Source organism: Chryseobacterium amylolyticum (assembly GCF_051011775.1).
GTDB lineage: Bacteria > Bacteroidota > Bacteroidia > Flavobacteriales > Weeksellaceae > Chryseobacterium.
The window spans coordinates 394,919-413,457 of record NZ_JBPCHX010000001.1; the positions used below are offsets into that span (position 1 = coordinate 394,919).

Annotated in this window: 14 protein-coding genes; 3 read left to right on the forward strand and 11 right to left on the reverse strand. The window is 39.6% G+C overall.

Annotated elements, in window-relative coordinates:
• Positions 1–15 precede the first annotated feature (15 nt).
• The 7 genes from ACR1PO_RS01765 to ACR1PO_RS01795 all read right to left on the reverse strand — a co-directional run bounded on the left by ACR1PO_RS01765 (position 16) and on the right by ACR1PO_RS01795 (position 10,739).
• Entirely contained in the window at positions 16–831 is an 816-nt protein-coding gene (locus ACR1PO_RS01765; protein WP_433985612.1) for an SDR family oxidoreductase, read from the reverse strand.
• A gap of 32 nt (positions 832–863) precedes the next feature.
• Positions 864–2,039, reverse strand: coding sequence for a mannonate dehydratase (gene uxuA, locus ACR1PO_RS01770; RefSeq protein ID WP_433985613.1), 1,176 nt, complete (start codon positions 2,037–2,039; stop codon positions 864–866).
• Positions 2,040–2,117: 78 nt separating this feature from the next.
• The gene (locus ACR1PO_RS01775) at positions 2,118–4,076 is read right to left on the reverse strand and encodes a RagB/SusD family nutrient uptake outer membrane protein (RefSeq protein WP_433985614.1); all 1,959 of its coding nucleotides are present in this window, start codon (positions 4,074–4,076) and stop codon (positions 2,118–2,120) included.
• A 12-nt stretch (positions 4,077–4,088) separates the two neighbouring features.
• The gene (locus ACR1PO_RS01780) at positions 4,089–6,983 is read right to left on the reverse strand and encodes a SusC/RagA family TonB-linked outer membrane protein (protein ID WP_433985615.1); all 2,895 of its coding nucleotides are present in this window, start codon (positions 6,981–6,983) and stop codon (positions 4,089–4,091) included.
• 94 nt (positions 6,984–7,077) lie between these two features.
• Positions 7,078–8,406: a xylose isomerase gene (xylA, locus tag ACR1PO_RS01785; protein ID WP_433985616.1), complete on the reverse strand. Its 1,329-nt coding sequence runs from the start codon at positions 8,404–8,406 to the stop codon at positions 7,078–7,080.
• 106 nt (positions 8,407–8,512) lie between these two features.
• Positions 8,513–9,997 carry a xylulokinase gene (locus ACR1PO_RS01790; protein ID WP_332386382.1) on the reverse strand — a complete coding sequence of 495 codons (1,485 nt, stop codon included), beginning with the start codon at positions 9,995–9,997 and terminating at the stop codon, positions 8,513–8,515.
• A gap of 16 nt (positions 9,998–10,013) precedes the next feature.
• Positions 10,014–10,739, reverse strand: a complete 726-nt coding sequence (locus tag ACR1PO_RS01795; protein WP_433985617.1) for an NUDIX hydrolase — start codon at positions 10,737–10,739, stop codon at positions 10,014–10,016.
• Positions 10,740–11,324: 585 nt separating this feature from the next.
• Here ACR1PO_RS01795 and ACR1PO_RS01800 point away from each other — a divergent pair.
• The 3 genes from ACR1PO_RS01800 (at position 11,325) to ACR1PO_RS01810 (ending at position 12,839) form a co-directional block, all read left to right on the forward strand.
• A complete protein-coding gene (locus ACR1PO_RS01800) occupies positions 11,325–11,516 on the forward strand; it encodes a hypothetical protein (RefSeq protein WP_433985618.1) in 192 nt (63 codons plus the stop codon).
• 85 nt (positions 11,517–11,601) lie between these two features.
• On the forward strand, positions 11,602–12,213 hold the full coding sequence (locus ACR1PO_RS01805; RefSeq protein WP_433985619.1) for a hypothetical protein: 612 nt from the start codon (positions 11,602–11,604) through the stop codon (positions 12,211–12,213).
• 311 nt (positions 12,214–12,524) lie between these two features.
• Positions 12,525–12,839, forward strand: coding sequence for a hypothetical protein (locus ACR1PO_RS01810; RefSeq protein WP_332386378.1), 315 nt, complete (start codon positions 12,525–12,527; stop codon positions 12,837–12,839).
• A 103-nt stretch (positions 12,840–12,942) separates the two neighbouring features.
• Here the strand turns inward: ACR1PO_RS01810 and ACR1PO_RS01815 are convergent, their stop codons facing one another.
• From ACR1PO_RS01815 to ACR1PO_RS01830, 4 genes are all read right to left on the reverse strand, one after another.
• Positions 12,943–15,456 (reverse strand): T9SS type A sorting domain-containing protein, encoded by a 2,514-nt coding sequence (locus tag ACR1PO_RS01815; protein WP_433985620.1) that lies wholly within the window; start codon positions 15,454–15,456, stop codon positions 12,943–12,945.
• A 542-nt stretch (positions 15,457–15,998) separates the two neighbouring features.
• The gene (locus ACR1PO_RS01820; protein ID WP_433985621.1) at positions 15,999–16,571 is read right to left on the reverse strand and encodes a TetR/AcrR family transcriptional regulator; all 573 of its coding nucleotides are present in this window, start codon (positions 16,569–16,571) and stop codon (positions 15,999–16,001) included.
• Positions 16,572–16,597: 26 nt separating this feature from the next.
• Positions 16,598–17,059 (reverse strand): hypothetical protein, encoded by a 462-nt coding sequence (locus ACR1PO_RS01825; RefSeq protein WP_433985622.1) that lies wholly within the window; start codon positions 17,057–17,059, stop codon positions 16,598–16,600.
• Between the two features lie 143 nt (positions 17,060–17,202).
• Entirely contained in the window at positions 17,203–18,474 is a 1,272-nt protein-coding gene (locus ACR1PO_RS01830; protein WP_433985623.1) for a TolC family protein, read from the reverse strand.
• Positions 18,475–18,539 lie beyond the last annotated feature (65 nt).

An 18,539-nucleotide genomic window follows, 5' to 3' on the forward strand; every position in this document is an offset into this window, starting at 1 on the left:
GAAGAAATTAATTTTTTATACTCCACTGAATGCGCTGAAACCTCCGTCAACAGGAATCAGTGCTCCTGTGATAAAACTTGCGGCATCGGAACACAGAAACTGCACAACCCCGTTCAGTTCTTCTACTTCCCCAAATCGCTGCATGGGGGTTTTCGCCATCACTTTTTTACTTCTCTCGGTTAAGCTTCCGTCCGGATTCAACAGAATAGCACGGTTCTGATCTCCAATGAAAAAACCTGGAGCCACAGCATTTACCCGTATCTTATCTCCGAATTTCAATGCCAGATCAGAGGCCAGCCATTGGGTAAAATTGGTGATTGCCGATTTGGCGGCAGAATATCCGGCTACCCTTGTAATCGCTGAGTAAGCAGCCATTGAAGAAATATTAATAATGTTGCCGCTCCCCTGCTCCGCCATTACTTTTCCGAAAACATAACTCGGGTAAACGGTTCCATTGATATTAAGATCGGTAACCTCTGCCCATCCCTTCATATTCATATCAAAAAATGACTGTTCGGGAGTTAAAGTGGCTGCCGGAATATTTCCACCAGCTATATTGAGCAGAATGTCAATACGTCCATACTTTTCTTTTATTTTCACAGAAGCAGCTTCAAGGCTTTCAATATCCATCACATTGGCTTCTACAGCAAGTGCTTCCCCTCCCAGATCTGTAAGCTCTTTTACCCGGGCATCCAATGTTTCCTGGTTTCTTCCCAATGCAACAACTTTTGCTCCGGCCTCTATAAAACTTTTGGCAAGGCTGCCTCCCAAAACGCCTGAAGCCCCTGTGATGACTGCTACTTTGTTTTTAATACTAAACAGGTCTTTCATTTTACTTTTTACTATTTTATTACAAACGCAGATTAATTTTTCTGTAATTCTGACTGAACGGCAGCCATTACTCCTTCGATCTGGCCCAATGCCAGCATTCTTCCTAAAAATGAATAGCCGGGATTATATCCTTTGTCAAAATCTTCTGTTAAAAGTCTTCCGTGGTCAATTCTCATCGGAAGATCAGGATTCTCTTTTTCGAATACACGGATCACTTCAATGAGCTTTCCTCTTCCTCCCAGATGATGAGCCTCGATAAAATCACCGTTCTCAAAGACATTCGTGCTTCTCAGGTGAACGAATCTGGTCCTGTGGGCAAACTTCTGCGCCAGCTTGGGAACATCATTCTGAAGGTTAGCGCTTAGAGATCCGGCACAGAATGTTAACCCGTTGTGAGGGTTATCAACAGCTTTCAGAAACCAGTCAATATCTTCTTCATTGGTCACTATTCTTGGTAAGCCTAATAGTGAAAACGGCGGATCATCAGGATGTACACACATCTGGATATTCCACTTTTCACAGACAGGCATTATTTTTTCAAGGAAATATTTCATATTCCGGCGAAGCTGATGTTTATCTATACCCTCATACAATGCCAGTAAACTTTTGAACTTTTCTACAGGATTCAATTCACCTTCTCTGATATTTCCGTTCACGAATCCCTGTGTTTTTACAATGACTGAATCTATCAGGTCATTGTTATCTTTTTCCGTTAAGCTATTTTTTAATTCTTCTACTTTTTGAAGGATTTCTGAAGTATAATCGTTTTCGGCTCCTTCTCTTTGAAGGATATGAATTTCAAAGTAGGCAAACTTGGCTTTGTCAAAATAAAGTGATGACGAACCGTCTTCCCATTCATGAAAGAGGTCGGTGCGTGCCCAGTCGAGAACGGGCATAAAGTTGTAGCAAACTGTTGTAACTCCTGCTTTACCCAGATTTTCAAGGCTTGTAATATAATTTTCTATTAAAGAGTCACGGTCTTCACCTCCGTATTTGATAGCTTCACTTACGGGAAGACTCTCCACAACAGACCAGCGAAGTCCGTGGCTTTCTATATAGTTTTTATAATCATTGACGGCCTCTAAATTCCAGATTTCTCCGTTTGGGATATCATGCAGCGCAGAAACAATTCCTTCTACTCCTATTTGACGAAGCGTGTTCAGCTGTATTTTGTCTTTTTTTCCAAACCAACGCCAGGTTTTTTCCATAATGTAAAGTTTTAATTCAGATAAACAAAGCAGGTGTTTTCACACCTACTCTGTTGCTGATATGAATGTAGAATGAAATTAGTTGTATCCGGGGTTCTGGTATTTTGCCTTAATATCTGCTGATACTTCCATCGCATCAATCTGACTCTGAGGAATAGGTCTCAGATAGTGAAAAGGTTTGATGGTTCTTGTAACCGTCTGCGGGCTGTGGTCTCCATAAGAAGCACCTCCGATCTGATAACTTGCCGCATAATCTCCCCATTTCTGTGTACGTACCAAGTCATACCATCTGTAGAATTCTCCGTAATATTCACGGGATCTTTCTGCAAGGATATAATCAATGGTAATTACGGCTGGTGTGGCCGCTGTCATTGCAGCGCTGTTATCTGCTACATAAGCGGTATTCTGGGCATTATTGAACTTCCATTTTCCGGCACGGGCACGGATTACGTTGATAAGGTCTCTGGCTGTCATAGATCCTGCAGCTCCTTTTACGGCTGCTTCCGCTGCGATAAAATAGAATTCTGAAAACTTAGCGACACTGAAAGGGCGGGTTAATCCTGCATTCGGATATCCTAAACCGTTCGGATCATCGGTACGGTAAGTTCCTATTTTCCATAAACCAGGGTATACAATTCTGCTGATTCCGTTCGGTGCAATGACCCAGTCTGCTCTCCCCGGAAGGGTTCCTGCTCCTACACCGCTTTGTCCGGATCCTGTAGGATAAAAAGGCATCTGGCTGTCATCATTCAGGAAGCTTAAGATAGCTCCTCCCGGCTGTACAGGTAAATTATTCGCGTTATAAAGTACAGGAACCGTTGTAAGGCCTGTTCCATTTTTGTTCCAGTTTCCTCTGTAGGTGGTTACAAAAGTTCCATCATAACGGGAATCGTTGGTTTTATCTGCAAAAGTATTTTTAATAACTCCCAACGTAGGACACATACGAACCCAAGGACGTCCCAGTGACTGTGCCGCTTCTCTCTGTACTGAACTTACAACGTCTGCGCCAGCCCATGCTGTTGTTTTACTACTTTTGATGGCAGTATAGTTCCAGGTCTGCATCCATGCTGCAAAATTGTCCGGAGCCCAGCCTGATCCAAATCCTACAGGGTCGCTTTCGTTATAATAAGTACTTGATTGTGTATGGTCTGCATAAAGCATCGATTCGGTATTCCTGTCATTTGAACCTACATTGACATCATAGAAGGTAGGCTGAAGCGCGTAAGGTCCGGGATTGTTGATTCCTTCCAAGGCGATATCATAAGCCTGCTGAAAATACCACTGGGCATTGTGCCCGTCAGGATCAGTTCTTGCCACTTCAGGGTAAGTTGGAATGCCGTTTGGATTCTGCAGCCACCATCCATAAGTAAGGTAAGCTTTGGCAAGCATCAATCTTGCTACATTTTTGGTTACCCCTCCGGTTACTCTTGGTGAGGCAGGCAGGTTTTCTATTGCTTTTTTAAGATCCGCAAAAACAGTTTTTGTATATACTTCCGGCACGGTATTTCTTGCGGAAGAGGTGGAAGGTAAAGTGTTATATTTCAATTCTCCTGCCCCTAAATCCAGAGGAACTCCTCCATAGGTCTGTACGAGCATGAAGTAGTAAAATCCACGGAAGAAACGGGCTTCAGAGATCATAGATTCTGCAATTCCGAATCCTGGTCCTTTTTCAATAATTCCGTTGGCAGTATTGATATACGGGAACACAGAGTTCCAGACCATACTTGTAGGAAAAGTATTGGAATTGATAATCCCGTTTCCGGACATATCCAATTCTTTAAAGTTACCATCCGCACTTTGTGCCCAGGTAGATTCGTCAGTTCCGTTCTGACAATTGCTCATAAAGTAGCCATTGCCATACAGTAATCTCATCTGTCTGTATAAAGCTGTAAATCCCTGATTAACCCCGTCCGGTGTATTAAAATAGTCAGCTGTATAGATTGCTCTTGGCTGTTCATCAAGAATTTCATTACAACCTGTAAATGTTAAGGATAAAAAGATTGCTCCTAATAGCAGTTTTTTGTTAAAATTTATCATGACAGTACAGTTTTAAAAGGTTAAGTTAAGTCCCATTAAGTAATTTCTTGTGGAAGGGTTGTTGGCTCCTATAACAAGCTGGCGGTTTGGATATCCGCTTACTGCCTGGTTTTCATTTCCAAAAGAGTTTGGTTCCGGATCCATTCCTGAGAACTTATGATAAGGAGAGAATAATACTACAGGATTGGTTACGGTGAAGTAAATTCTTAAGCTGTTGATTTTCAAATCTTTTAAAAAGTCTTTATTGACATTATAGCCTAATGTAATGGTACGAAGTTTAAGGTAAGAAGCATCAAACATTGCTAAAGTAGAAGAATACTTCGGATTGTCACCACTCAAATGACGTCCCGGACGCGGAAAATAGGCACCGGTATTATCTTCTGTCCAGTAATCCACATCCACGTTATTTCCTCTTCCCGTTAATCTGTTAAGATAGCCTGCAGATCCGTAAATAGTACTCACCAGGATTCCTCCGTGCTGGAAAGCTCCTACTGTACTTAGCTCAAAATTCTTGTAGGCAAAGCGCATATTAAATCCTCCCTGGAATTTCGGAGCGGTATCAAAAATCTGTCTGTCATCAGGTCCTATTGCCCTTACCGGAGTTCCGTCGGCATTATAGCCTCCGGTGTAAAGAACCTTGATAGATCCTACCACATCAGCAGCAGTTCCCGGCTCCAGAATGCTCTGATACGGGTCACCAGCCTGCCAAAGACCGATGTATTGATAGTCATACAATGAATTAATATTATGTCCTACAAACCATAAGTTATTGATATCACGTTGTGTTCCGGAAGCAAGTGATAAAATTTTATTTTTATTGGTATAAAAATTAACTCCTGCTTCCCACGTAAATCCATCAGGATTATCAAAAATTACCCCGTTTAAGGAAACTTCCAATCCTTTATTTTCTGTTTCTGCCACATTGGAAACAATGGATGACCAACCGCTTGATGCCGGAAGACTTTTCTGTGTCAGCAGGTCATAGGTATGGGTTTTGTAATATTCCACACTTCCCGTAAGGCGGTTGTTCAGTATTCCGAAATCTACCCCGTAGTTTTGTGTTTTTGAATATTCCCATCCTAAATTCGGGTTTGGCGGCTGGCTTCCGTAAATCCCTGTACTTCCTGCAAGCCCATAATTATAAGGAGCAACATTAAATCTTCCCATCGTAGTGTATGGATCTACTGCCTGATTGGAAGTCTGCCCCCATCCTGCTCTGAATTTAAGGAGATTAATTGCTTTGATATTCTGCATGAAAGATTCGTTGGTAACATTCCATCCTAATGATAATGCGGGATATGTATGCCATTTGTTACCCGGTGCCAGCCTGGAAGATCCGTCGGCACGGAGTGTTGCTGTAAGCATATACTTGTTATCATAGGTATACATGATTCTTCCCATGGCAGAAAGCAAACCGGTTTTCGAATACACCTGGTCGTCAGGTCTTACCGTAATGTCTGCCTGAGGCGACTGTCCCAGGTTATAATACTGGAAAAAGTCTGCAGGGACATTTTTTGCACTCATGTATGAGCTTGTATATTTATTCTGTTCCGCAGAGTATAATGCTACAGCGTTGATCTTATGTTTTCCGAATGTACGGTCGTACGTCAGGAGGTTTTCCAATACCCAGTGATAAGTCTGGTTATTCCCTTTTCCTGCCGCTGACGGCCCCAGAGGGTTTGTATTGAATACTCCCACACCACTGTAGTTTCCGCTGTTTGAGGTACGGAAATCCAACCCTACATTTAACCTGTATTTCAATCCTTTGATGGGAAGGCTGGCTTCTCCGTAAAGGTTATTATAGGATGCAAAAGCTTTGGTTTCATCAATATATTTGTCTGCCAGGCTCTCCAGGCTTCTTCTGGTATAAATCCATGTCTGATCGATACCTCCTGCGGTGCTCATTACTCTTTTCGGGCTTCCGTCCGCATTGTAAGGATCGGCAATAGGAGAATATCCCAGAACCGCCCCCGGATTTACTCCGTTTCCTTCCGAAACGGAATAGTTTGTATTGGTTGTAAAACCAAACTTAAAGACAGATCCTACCTGCTGGTCAATCGCCATTCTCAGGGCAAATCTTTCGTAACTCTGAACAGGAATTAACGCATTTTGTTTAAAATAGGATAATCCCACATTATAATTTCCGCCTTCTGTTCCTCCTGAAACCCCGATGTCGTGGCTGGTCATCATCGCCGGCTTATAAAACAGGCTTTGCCAGTCCGTATTGACGCTGTTGTTTTCATCAGCCCCGTTTGAATACAACGGTGTTGTATTTCCTGCAGGAATGGCATAAGCACGCAGCTTTGCAAACTGAGGGCCATCCATCATCGGATATTTTGAAAACAAAGTCTGAACTCCTGTAAAGGTGTTATAGGTGAATTTAGGTCTCTGCCCTTTTGCTCCTCTGTTGGTGGTAACGAGAATAACACCGTTTGCTCCTCTTGACCCGTAAATGGCTGTAGCGGAGGCATCTTTCAGGATGTCAATACTTTTGATATCACTTGAGCTTATGTCTCCCAGCGATCCCACAAAAGGAATACCATCCAGTACGATCAACGGGTTATTATCCCCTGTCAGGGATCTTGTTCCCCTGATACGGATCTGCATGGCAGCACCCGGCTTAGTGGAACTTTGCGAGATATCTACCCCTGCCGTTCTTCCCTGTAATGCCTGGGTAATGTTGGCAGAGGGTACTTCACGCAGGGCATCTCCTTTTACAGTGGCTACAGAACCTGTTACAGCTTCTTTTCTCTGGGTTCCATATCCTATCACAACAACTTCATCTATTTTATTTTCTTTAGCTACTGTATCTTTCTTAACCTGTGAATATGCTATGCCGGAAGGCAATAAAGTCATTGCAAAGAATAATGCGGCTCTATTGCTTTTATTGAAATAAAATCGGTTCATAATTATTATTTTAGTATTAGTTGTTGAATAAAAGGCTGTTTAATAATTATAGTGTATAAAAATCCTTAGTGTTTATAAGCCTTTTATTTTTTTATTATATATACATATTCACGATAGCCTCAAACAATTCCTGTTTTCCGCTTTTTGGCTGTGGTTCGCCGATTTCGTGAGCGATTCTCTGCAGATCTTCCAAGGTAAGCGAGCCTTCTTCAAATGCTTTTCCGTTTCCGTTATCAAAAGAAGCATAGCGGTCTGTTCTCAGTTTTTTGTAATCCGAATTTTCAAGAATATCAGCTGCTGCAAGAAGACCTTTTGCAAATACATCCATTCCTGAAATGTGAGAAATGAATAGGTCTTCAGCATCAATAGAATTTCTTCTGATTTTAGCGTCGAAGTTTACTCCTCCAGTTCCCAGACCTCCTGCCGGAAGCAGTACCAGCCATGCCTGAACCATATCATAATAATCGATCGGGAACTGATCCGTATCCCAGCCGTTCTGGTAGTCTCCTCTGTTGGCATCAATACTTCCTAAAAGTCCTGCATCAACAGCTACCTGAAGCTCATGCTCGAATGTATGTCCTGCCAATGTAGCATGATTCACTTCGATATTCAGCTTAAAGTCTTTGTCTAATCCGTAATGTCTCAGGAATCCGATTACGGTTTCAGAATCATAATCGTACTGATGTTTGGTAGGCTCCATTGGTTTTGGTTCAATCAGGAAAGTCCCTTTAAAGCCCTGCTGACGTGCATAGTCTCTCGACATGGAAAGGAAACGTGCAAGATGATCTTTTTCACGCTTCATATCAGTATTCAAAAGACTCATATATCCTTCTCTTCCGCCCCAGAAAACATAATTTTCACCACCAAGCGCTATCGTTGCATCTATTGAATTTTTAACCTGCGTTCCTGCGCATGCCACTACATCAAAATTCGGGTTTGTAGAGGCTCCGTTCATGTATCTTTCATGGGTGAAAACATTCGCTGTTCCCCATAAAAGCTTAATTCCTGTTTCCTGCTGCTTTTGTTTGGCGTATTCCACAATAGTCTGCATATTCTTCTCGTAGTCTTTCCAGTTATTCGCTGGGTCTACCAGATCAATATCATGGAAGCAGTAATAGCTGAAGCCCATTTTAGACATGAATTCAAAACCTGCATCCATTTTGTGCATTGCTCTTGTTACCGGATCATTTCCGATATCCCATGGGTGGTGGATGGTAGGTCCCCCGAACGGATCACTTCCGTTTGCACACAGGGTGTGCCACCATGCCATCGCAAATCTGGTCCAGTCTTTCATAGGTTTTCCCATCACGATCTTTTCCGCATCATAATAGCGGAATGCCAACGGGTTCTTACTCTCCTTCCCTTCAAACTTAATTTTTTCAATACCCGTAAAAAACTCTTTTGTACCTGTTAAAGTGTTCATATTTATTTGATTATTTTTTATTTATTTTTAATTTTTTGCGTAGAGATCCCCTTCTCACTGGTTCTTAAGAGTCAGTAAGAGGATGAAAAATACTGTTGTAATGGTCCTAGATTATTTCGTTAAGATGATGTTTCCATCTGCCATAAGCTTCTAAATATTGTTCCCGTTTTTCGTGTTCAGGCTCTATCACCGCTATCTGTTCAAGTGAAGAAAATGCTTCTCTGGAATCTGAATAAAATCCTATTCCCATTCCGGCAGCTCTTGCTGCTCCTACCGCTCCATCGGTATCATAAAGTTCAATGACCGCATTGCTCACACTGGATAGCGACTGGCGAAAAATTGAACTTAAAAACATGTTGGCATTTCCTGCACGGATGACCTGGATATCCATTCCGATATTTCTCATGATATCCATTCCGTATTCATAAGAGAATACAATACCTTCCTGCGCCGCACGCAGTATATCTCCTTTAGTATGTATATTGAAATTAATTCCGTGAATAGAACAGCTTGTATCTTTATTTTCCAGCACTCTTTCTGCTCCGTTTCCAAAAGGAATAATACTTAACCCTTTTGAACCGATAGGTGAAAGTGAAGCCATATCGTTCATATCCCCGTAAGAAGAAAGTGAGGTTGCAAAATTGTGCTTTAACCATGAATTTAAAATACCGGTTCCGTTGATACACAGCAAAACCCCGAGTCTGATCTGTTCCGGTGTATAATTGACATGGGCAAATGTATTTACCCTTGATAATTTATCATATTCCAGCTGATCCAGAACTCCGTATACCACTCCTGAAGTTCCTGCTGTAGAGGCAATTTCTCCCGGATTAAAAACATTCAGGGAAAGCGCATTGTTGGGCTGGTCTCCCGCTCTGTAAGAGATAGGCGTACCTTCTTTCAAGCCTAGTTCTTCCGCTGCTGCTCTTGAAACTGTTGCCTGAATACCAAACGTGGGAACAATTTCCGGGAAAAAACTTTTAGGAATTCCATAATAGTTAATGATATCTTCCGAGATACAGTTGTTCTTAAAATCCCAGAAAATTCCTTCTGATAACCCTTCAATGGTCATTCCTATCTGTCCGGAGAGTCTCATGGCAATATAGTCTCCGGGAAGCATTATTTTGTCTATCTTTTCAAAAATTTCGGGTTCATTTTCTTTTACCCACGCAAGCTTTGATGCTGTAAAGTTCCCCGGTGAATTTAAAAGATGGGAAAGACATTTTTCTTCGCCTATGGTTTTAAAAGCCTGCTCACCATAAGGTACAGCACGGCTGTCACACCAGATAATTGAAGGTCTTAAAAGGTTCTGATCTTTATCTACCAGAATCAACCCATGCATCTGCCACGTAATTCCGATTCCTTTGATATCTTCAGCATGTACCCCAGATTCATGCATGACAGCTTCGTGCGCCAATTTCAGATTGGTCCACCAGTCAACTGGATTTTGTTCTGCCCATCCCGGATTTATAGCAGTGATTTTCATTTCTTTTTTGGGAGAAAATTCAGAAGCAATCACTTTTCCACTGGATGCCTCGATGAGACAAACTTTCACAGAAGAACTGCCAATGTCATAGCCTAGTAAGTACATAATATTTAAAAAAAGATTATTTTATAAGTTTTGTATTGTTTTTCTTGTAAATCTTAGCATCAAACCTGTAATATCTTGCGGCACGGTGTGATACATCTTTTTGGATTTCATCCAAAGGAACAATATAGGGGAATGAAGATATTTTTTTATGGAAATTCTTGATATCAATATTTTTTTCGCTTAAAGCGCTGTACAGCTGATAAAGCTGTCTTATGGTGAATCTTTTCGGCAGCAGCTCGAAAATAATGGAAAAATCGGATTCAATCCATTTTCTGATCTCAATCAGGGATTCACTGATAATCTTGTTATGGTCAAACGGCAGTACCGGCACCTCATCAACAGGATACCAGTCTACAGTATCATATTTTGTACTGTTGATCTTATGGTCTATTTTACAAAGGGAAAGATAAGCCACTGTGATGATCCTGTCTATATGATGCTTGTATTCCTTATCCATCCATTTTATATCATGTACGTTGCTTGCCCTCATAGGATCCGCAAAGCACCGGAACTGTTTAAGAACCATTTTCTTTATTCCCGTAAGCTCATGAAGTACCCTTTGTGCGGCATCATCTACATCTTCATCGCTAAAGATCAAGCTTCCCGGCAGTTTTCTCTGTTTTTCCAGCGGGATATCATCAACATGGCGTTGTACTAATAAGATATTCAACCGGTTTTCATGGTCAAATCCAAATACAACACAATCTACAGAGACATAGGTATGAATAAAGTTCTGATTCATTAGTTTGTTAACATTTTGGTAACATTACAAATATAAAAATTCATCTGAATAAAAAAAATAAATCCGCCATTATCTACTGCTTATCAACACATTACATATCGATTTTTTATGATATCAATTGTATAAAAATTATGATAAGGTTATCATTAATTTTACACTTACCATTTTCATAAGATATGAATTCACAATTAATTGCAATCATAATCAGCTTCAAAAAAAATCCGAATTTTCAGAATAAATATTATGATAAGAAGAATTAATTTTTTTTTCATTTTGCTTGAAAAAAAAATGTAAAAAACACACTTTTTATTAATAAAACGCCACCAAAAATGGATTTTTATTTACCATTTTCCATGCCCTAACTGCAAATAATTACGAAACAATTAACTTAAACACTAATATGATGAGATACTGTGAACAGGAAAATTCATAGTCTGCGAACCCTTAAAATCATGGCATGCTTTATGCGTAAATACTAAGTTTATTCCACTAAACGGTAATATCTGTCTTAGAGGTTTCCGCTGTAAGCTTTAAGTTTAAACAGGTAAAATAAAACTGAAAAACATAGCTGAAATATTTCCGGGAATGGCAAAAACTACTGATGGAAGCAGACCGGAAGGGCTTATTGCACCCAGACTTACCGGAGACCAGATTAAAGCAGCAGATATCCAGTATACAACGGATCAAAAGGGAAGTATTGTCTGCGCCACTTCTGCAGTAACTTCCGTATCTCCAAAAACAATAAACATTATAGCTGAAGGATATTATTTTTTTTGATGGAGCAGCATGGCAGAAAATAAACACTGCAGATATCAATATATACAAAGATAACAGAGTGCTTCTATCTGACCGGGTGGTAACAATGGCTGATAAAACTCTTTCTTTCACTTCTTCTGCCACTACCGGAACCAGTCATTTTCAAGCAGATAATACAACCTTGAATGTAGATGCCGTCAATAACAGAGTAGGTTTAGGTACAGCAGTTCCAGCGGCAAGATTGGATATCAACAACGGAGCAATTCCGGGAGCGATTAAAATTACAGACGGAACCCAGGGTGAAAGAAAAGTGCTGGTTTCTGATTCAAACGGTATCGGTACCTGGCGTGATACTACCGGTTCCGCCCTTATAGTTAATTCAACAACAGGTAATAGTGTTAATATTGTAGGCTCAATGACCTATGTGAGGGCAAGCGCTGTCGTTACTGCCCCCGGATACTATATTGTTTCGCCCCGCCTTATTACCAACAAAAGCCCGGCAGGCTGCGGAGCCTTTATTGCTTACAATCTGAGCAAAAGTGCAACAGCATATGTAAACCCTGCCTTTCCTTCCCAGGATATTCATTTGGCTACCGGCACGGGAGGTTTTGATTTTATTTATACTTCCAATATAGCTTACCTAACGGCCGGAACTTACTATATGCAGGTGATGTGCTGCAGGCTGTATTACGAATACATCCAGAAATACGTTTGCTGAAAACAGTTTCACCCTGACTTTGTTAAAATAATTGTACCCATTTAAACGATATTCAAGCGTACTTAAAAATTTATTTTTCTTTAATAAGGTTTCTCCTGCATTTACAAATCAAATGTGGGAGATTTTTTCAGGGATATGTGAAAGAATAAATTCTTTTTTAATTTACAATTAGCATCCGATATACCAATATCCTTTTCCGCCGAATGTCTGCTTGTGATTGCTGTGTTATGATCATACTCATATAATTGCAGAAGTTAAATATCGAAATTTGATTAAGCTCAGGAACCCAATAACCCATTATGAAATATGTTATGAAAAATCTAATCTTATCAATGGCAGCCACCAGCTGTATTATTTTAGCCTGCAAAAAGAACAATACAGAAAATAATATCTCTGTTACCGATTCTGTCAATACCCACCGCAATTATTCTGACACAGCGGTTTCAGCAGCTTCGGATACCCAGAAAAGCGGCAAAACAAGTCAGGACAGCATTAATACAAAAACTCACATTGGAGGAAGAAAAACCAGCAATAATAATACAGGTAATGCTACAGGCAATATCAATGCTGCCGTATCTGACAGTGCACACAATGTAGAAGGCAAAGTACAACGTGTAAAAAAGTGATATTTGATAAAAACAATACCCTGCTGTTACAGCAGGGTATTGTAGTTTCAGTTTTGTTCTCAGAAAATAAAAGTTCTTTGAAATTACTGCCTTAAACTACTCTTTAACGTTTGATTACTTTTACCGTTTTTACAGTATTGTTGGCAGCATTTACTTTTACCATATACACTCCTGACGTTAAAGCAGAAAAGTCAACTGTTCCTTGAGCATTATTGATAGTTTCAACAAGAACCTGTTGTCCAGCTGCATTGTAAACCACTACAGACAGGATATTTTTATCGGATGAAACGTTGAGACGATCAAGTACCGGATTCGGGAAAACTTTCATATTTTCAGAGGCTATCGAAATTTCTTCAACGGCTAAATTACTTACCGGACATGCAAGCTGGGTAAATGCAAGTTTTTGAACGTTCGTACCATCGCCGATCTGGCCATAGTTATTAGCTCCGGATACTTTTAAGATACCGTCATTATTTACCGATAAGGTATGCCATCCTCCCGTAGAAAGGATTATATTCGTATTGGCACCCAGGCTCACCCAGTTTGAAGAGCTTACAGAAGTATTATTGCCAAAAGATCCGGTGGTATTATTTCCACAGGCAATCACGGTGCCTGATATTGTAATGGCCATGGTATTGAAGCTTCCTGCAATAACTTTTTGAATTCCATCAGCGGCTAAATAAGGGGTAGATCTGCTAGCGGTAGTTCCATCAGCCAGCTGACCAGATTCGTTGAAGCCCCAGGTATAAATAAGCCCGTTTGTTTTTCTTGCTACAGTGTGTGAATTCCCTGTAACCACATCCGCCCAATCGGTACTGGTTCCAATCTGTTTCGGCACCATACGGTTAGTTAAAGTACCATCGCCCAATTGTCCATGCCCATTGTATCCCCAGGCCCATAATGTACCGTCCGTCTTTACTGCCACTGAATAAAAACTACCGGCAGCAATGCTTTTCCAATTGGCTGTCCCTATTTGAACAGGTACAAGTTTATCAGTAGTTGTTCCGTCTCCGAGACCCCCGTTTATATTCATTCCCCAGGCCCAAAGCGTTCCGTTTGATTTCAGACCTAAATTATGACTGCCTCCAACTGCAATATCTTCCCAGTCTGTAGCTGTCCCTATTTTTGTAGGAGTTGTTCTGTTGGCAGTTGTTCCGTCTCCTAAATACCCGAACTGGTTATTTCCCCATGCCCAAAGGCTTCCGTCTGTTTTGATAGCAACACTATATTTCTCACTTGCAAAAACTTTTTTCCAATTGGTTTCTGTTCCTATCTGGACTGGATTATTTCGGTTAATATTGGTTCCGTCTCCCAATTGATTATTGCTGTTATTACCCCAGGCCCAAAGCGTTCCGTCCGCTTTTATTCCCAATGAATGAAGATATCCTGCACTTACTGTTTTCCAGCATCCCGTCTGGGCAGGAAGTGTAGTAAAAGCTCCTCCCGGAACCCATGTACTCTGACTGGTAACGCAATTTGCAGTGACCCACCAATAGTAAGTCGTGTTAGGAAGTAAATTGGCAATATTCGCAGTTGTAGAAGAGCTGGCAGTAGCTGAACCTGTCATTGTAGGACTGGTGCTGTAAACATAATAATACCCTCCGTTAGGTGCCGATGTTGAAGGCAGCCAGTTAAGGGTAGCAGAATTAGATGTGATATTAGAAGTATACAGCTGGGTAGGTGGATTGCAAACGGTTGCGGCTGGTGTCATTTTTACCAGACCAAGCTGCAGTGTTCCCAGCCAGATAGTTCCTGAAGATTGTGTTCTGACAGCACTAAAATAGTCGTCAGGCAAACCTGAATTTGTATTGGTTTTGGTATAAGTCGTACAATTTGTAAAGTTTTGCAGGCCTGCACCATTAAATCCGATCCATACTTTGCTGCTACTGTCAACATCTAATGCATTGGGATTGTATCCTGCCAGACAGGAATTATTCTGATAAATAAATGTAACGTTAGTTCCACTTGTCGTTAAAGTAATTAAACTATCAGATCCTTTTACATAAATGGTATTGTTTGCAATCCTCAATATTTTTTGAGTTCCCTGGGCTACAAAATTAAAATCAACACCATTAAATTTGTATAATACTCCCCCATTTGTAACCCAGACTCCGTTATTACTGTCAGTTGCTACTGAATTTAAATTTGATACTGAATTATAAGTCGTCCAGGTAGTACCATTGAATTTTGTAAGACCTGCAGGTGTTACAACCCAAAGATTATTTTGCCCGTCAACCGCTATATCGATGATCTCATTGCTGGGAAGTCCCGAATTAGACGTGGTATAATTGGTCCAACCTGTACCATTGTATAAGATGATCCCATTAAATTGAGACGCGATCCATTTTCTGTTCTGGCCGTCAATTTCAATTTTTAGAGTTGCATTAGATGCAATACCGGAATTCGCAGTATTATAGTTGGTAAAAGCGGTTCCGTTAAAAGAAGAAACACCGTTGTAAGTAGCCAGCCACAATAATCCATTGGTATCTGTTTTAATGTCAGCAATATAATTACTTCCTATTGCTGAATTTGAGGTATTGTACGTCGTGTACGTATACGTCTGCGCCAATGCAGAAAATGAAATACAAATTAATAGTAAAAAATAAAGTTTTTTCATGGTTTTTAGTAAAATAATTCTCTTCATGTTTAAGTTTGCTAATGTTCTTCCTACTCGTTTAGCTTTTCGGTTCCGCTTTGTTTACATGGTTTCTGAACTCCCAGAAAGTTCTGCTTCAGAAATAATCAGTAAGCCATACCGATAGATACAGCTTATATTTCCAAAGAAATTTTCAGGGTCCGATGATGTTCTTAATTGTTGGAAACAATCAATGTGGATGGAATAATAAAATAAAATCCAGGATAGTTTTTTTCATGGTGTAATTAGTTTTTAGTTAACAAATGAAATTAAGTATGATTTCACATTGTATTCTGCAAAAATATACCTTTCTTACGGATATTCAAATAATTAATTCGAAATTACCTATTTGTGGTATTTTCTTACACACAAAAACTATCCACTAAGGAATGATGCGGTAGCTTTTATTGAATGGAGTATATATTTCTATTATGTTCTTTATAAGGAAAAAAGAAAAAAGATTTAATTTTAATGATTATGTACTATTTCTAAACAATATAAAACAAAAGCAATCTCTGCTGTGATCAAAAAAATAAATTTTCAATAATTATTCTTTTCTGGTGTTCCAGAATATTATGCTTTTCAGACTGTTCAATAACGTGTGTCTTTTGCAGCAATTCCAATAATATGAAAGGATGTGCCGTAAGAGAAATCATATTGATGATAAAATGAACAGGATTATCATATCGTGTGATAATTTTTGTATTGATCGCCCTCTGTATTTCGGATGAAAACTGCATGATATCATTATGGAACTCATCAGTGTAAGTATCAGACTTCCTATTTATACGGCTTAAAAGGTAAAGGTCTGCGAATGGATATAAAGAAAGTCTTTTGTACGAAGTAGAGATATACAGTTCCACTTTTTCCCGTATAGATAAGCCAGATGTGATCCAGCTTTTCCCTTCTTCCATAAATTCTGCAATCATTTCATTCTCTACAACTATAAATAGTTTTTCACGTGTTCTGAAATAATAATGTAAAGTACTTTGGCTGATGCCTGCATTATCAGAAATTTCTGAGAGCAGTAAATTAAATTTTCCTTCTCCGAAAATTAAGGTTTTTGCAGACTGCATTATTTTTTGTCTGGTAGTCATTTCTATAAGTTATTTTTAATGATGAACTAAAATACAGCAGGGCTATCAATCAAATTATTCTTAAATTTCCTGACCATTGTCTCATCAATCATCATTTTAATATCTTCAGGAAAATTTTTTGCGATAGCCCTGCCATAAATCAGATACCAAAAAGGAGATAAAATACCATGCATAGACAGGGTTACAATAATATCCACACCATCTTCCAACTGTACATGATAGTATGAAATGAATAGATTATTTAATGGAAATACCAGTAGATAAACTATTCTTTTCCCTAAGTCATCTCTGTTAAAAATAACCATACCTGACTGTGGAAGTATTCTGTTCTTTAAGTGAATGCCATTTCCGGAGGAGAAACTCCCGTTTTTTGAAGAATATTCAATATTAAAATCCCATTGATCCCACTTCCCTATTTCTATGATAAGCTGCCACATCTGATCAAAGGTAATTTTATTGGAAAACGATGAATACACGTTATCATCCATTGGTATTGTTTTTAGTTAAAATATAATTTCTGTCGGGCGTGGGTTTACTGTTCCTGATGGGATAATAAGCCTCAGAGACTGATCATTTGTAAAATATGCTGCAATATGTTTACTGTTTTCCGTCATCTGATTTCTTTTTTAAATTAATATTCCCCGATTGCTTTTTTATAGGCAGCTTCATTTATCTTATATTCTGTCTGGGCATCAATAATATCGGTATTTGCCTGCTGCCACAGAACCTGGGCTTTTAATACCTCTTCCCCTATAACTGTTCCTGCATCAAAACGGTCCTGATTCAGTCTTAGATTTTCTTCTGCCTGTTTTTTTGATTTCTCTGCCAATTCAATTTTTTTGACAGATTGGTTAAGGGACAGCCATGCACTTTGTGCCTCCAGCTCAAGCATTTCTTTTGTTTCTTCCAGTTCCTCTTTCTGCGCCTGGGTTTTATAATATTGTTCTTTTGCTTTCTGTTTTCTGGCTCCCCAGTCATAGATAGGAATATTTACAGAAAGCATTCCCACAAAGCCTTTTACAAGATCTTTTCCATTAACGGGATCCACATGTTTACCCAATCCGGCAAAGCCATACCCGGAGAGGGCAACTGTCGGTTTCCGGTCTCCTTCCAGTAGCTTTTCCTGTATCTCATTCACTGTTACTGATTTTGATAAAATCGAAATCTCGGGTCTTTTTGTAATGGAGTTTTTAATATCGGTCTGCCCCACCAAACCGAAATTCCCATCAAGGGTATTGTCTATATCAAAATCCGTGTCTGTACTTCCGATAAGCTGAGCAAGGCTTAATTTAGCCAGCGTTAATCCATCATTGGCCTTGGTAAGGTTTAGTTCTGCTTCATTAAGCTGGACCTCCACTTTCAGAAGGTCATTTTTATAAGTAAGGCCTGCATCATAAACATTTTTCAAATCTTTTCTTAAGGAGCTCAGCAGACGGATGTATTCTTTTGCCAGTGCTACTTTATTTTTTACGTTAATAATCTGCCAGTAAGTCTTTTCAGCCTTTAACAGCACCTCATCTTCTGTAAGATTTTTCTGATCTTTCTGGATATCTACCAATACAGATTTCAGGGCAGTGGCATTTTTAATTTTTCCACCTGCATATAATACCTGGGTAACCGATAAGGATGTATTTCCCATCACTTCAGGAAAAAAAGCGGTTAATGGCTCTGTGAAATAGGTTCCCGTAACACTTCCTTCCAGTGTAGGCTTATTGGAAGCTTCTGCTGCTGCTTTTGCGGCCAACGCCGATTCTATATTATTTTGTGCTTTTTTAAGCTTTTTATTGTTTTGAATAACTAAAGATTTGATTTCTTCTAATCCTAGTTTTCTTTCTTGTGCCTTTACGGTGACAGCTTGTCCAGAAACTATCAGAAAGACGAGCAAGACTTTTTTTATATTCATTGGTTTAAATTTAATTTTGAAAAATCTACCCCACACCTGTTGTATCCGGCAATTCCAACAGGAAA

Bases quoted from the DNA above. Each gene is read 5' to 3' on its own strand.
- ACR1PO_RS01780 (WP_433985615.1), bottom strand. From the start codon at position 6,983: ATGAACCGATTTTATTTCAATAAAAGCAATAGAGCCGCATTATTCTTT.
- ACR1PO_RS01830 (WP_433985623.1), bottom strand. From the start codon at position 18,474: ATGAATATAAAAAAAGTCTTGCTCGTCTTTCTGATAGTTTCTGGACAA.
- ACR1PO_RS01810 (WP_332386378.1), top strand. From the start codon at position 12,525: ATGAAAAATCTAATCTTATCAATGGCAGCCACCAGCTGTATTATTTTA.
- xylA (WP_433985616.1), bottom strand. From the start codon at position 8,406: ATGAACACTTTAACAGGTACAAAAGAGTTTTTTACGGGTATTGAAAAA.
- ACR1PO_RS01800 (WP_433985618.1), top strand. From the start codon at position 11,325: ATGGCAAAAACTACTGATGGAAGCAGACCGGAAGGGCTTATTGCACCC.
- ACR1PO_RS01820 (WP_433985621.1), bottom strand. From the start codon at position 16,571: ATGACTACCAGACAAAAAATAATGCAGTCTGCAAAAACCTTAATTTTC.
- ACR1PO_RS01775 (WP_433985614.1), bottom strand. From the start codon at position 4,076: ATGATAAATTTTAACAAAAAACTGCTATTAGGAGCAATCTTTTTATCC.
- ACR1PO_RS01815 (WP_433985620.1), bottom strand. From the start codon at position 15,456: ATGAAAAAACTTTATTTTTTACTATTAATTTGTATTTCATTTTCTGCA.
- ACR1PO_RS01825 (WP_433985622.1), bottom strand. From the start codon at position 17,059: ATGGATGATAACGTGTATTCATCGTTTTCCAATAAAATTACCTTTGAT.
- ACR1PO_RS01790 (WP_332386382.1), bottom strand. From the start codon at position 9,997: ATGTACTTACTAGGCTATGACATTGGCAGTTCTTCTGTGAAAGTTTGT.
- ACR1PO_RS01795 (WP_433985617.1), bottom strand. From the start codon at position 10,739: ATGAATCAGAACTTTATTCATACCTATGTCTCTGTAGATTGTGTTGTA.
- ACR1PO_RS01805 (WP_433985619.1), top strand. From the start codon at position 11,602: ATGGCTGATAAAACTCTTTCTTTCACTTCTTCTGCCACTACCGGAACC.
- uxuA (WP_433985613.1), bottom strand. From the start codon at position 2,039: ATGGAAAAAACCTGGCGTTGGTTTGGAAAAAAAGACAAAATACAGCTG.
- ACR1PO_RS01765 (WP_433985612.1), bottom strand. From the start codon at position 831: ATGAAAGACCTGTTTAGTATTAAAAACAAAGTAGCAGTCATCACAGGG.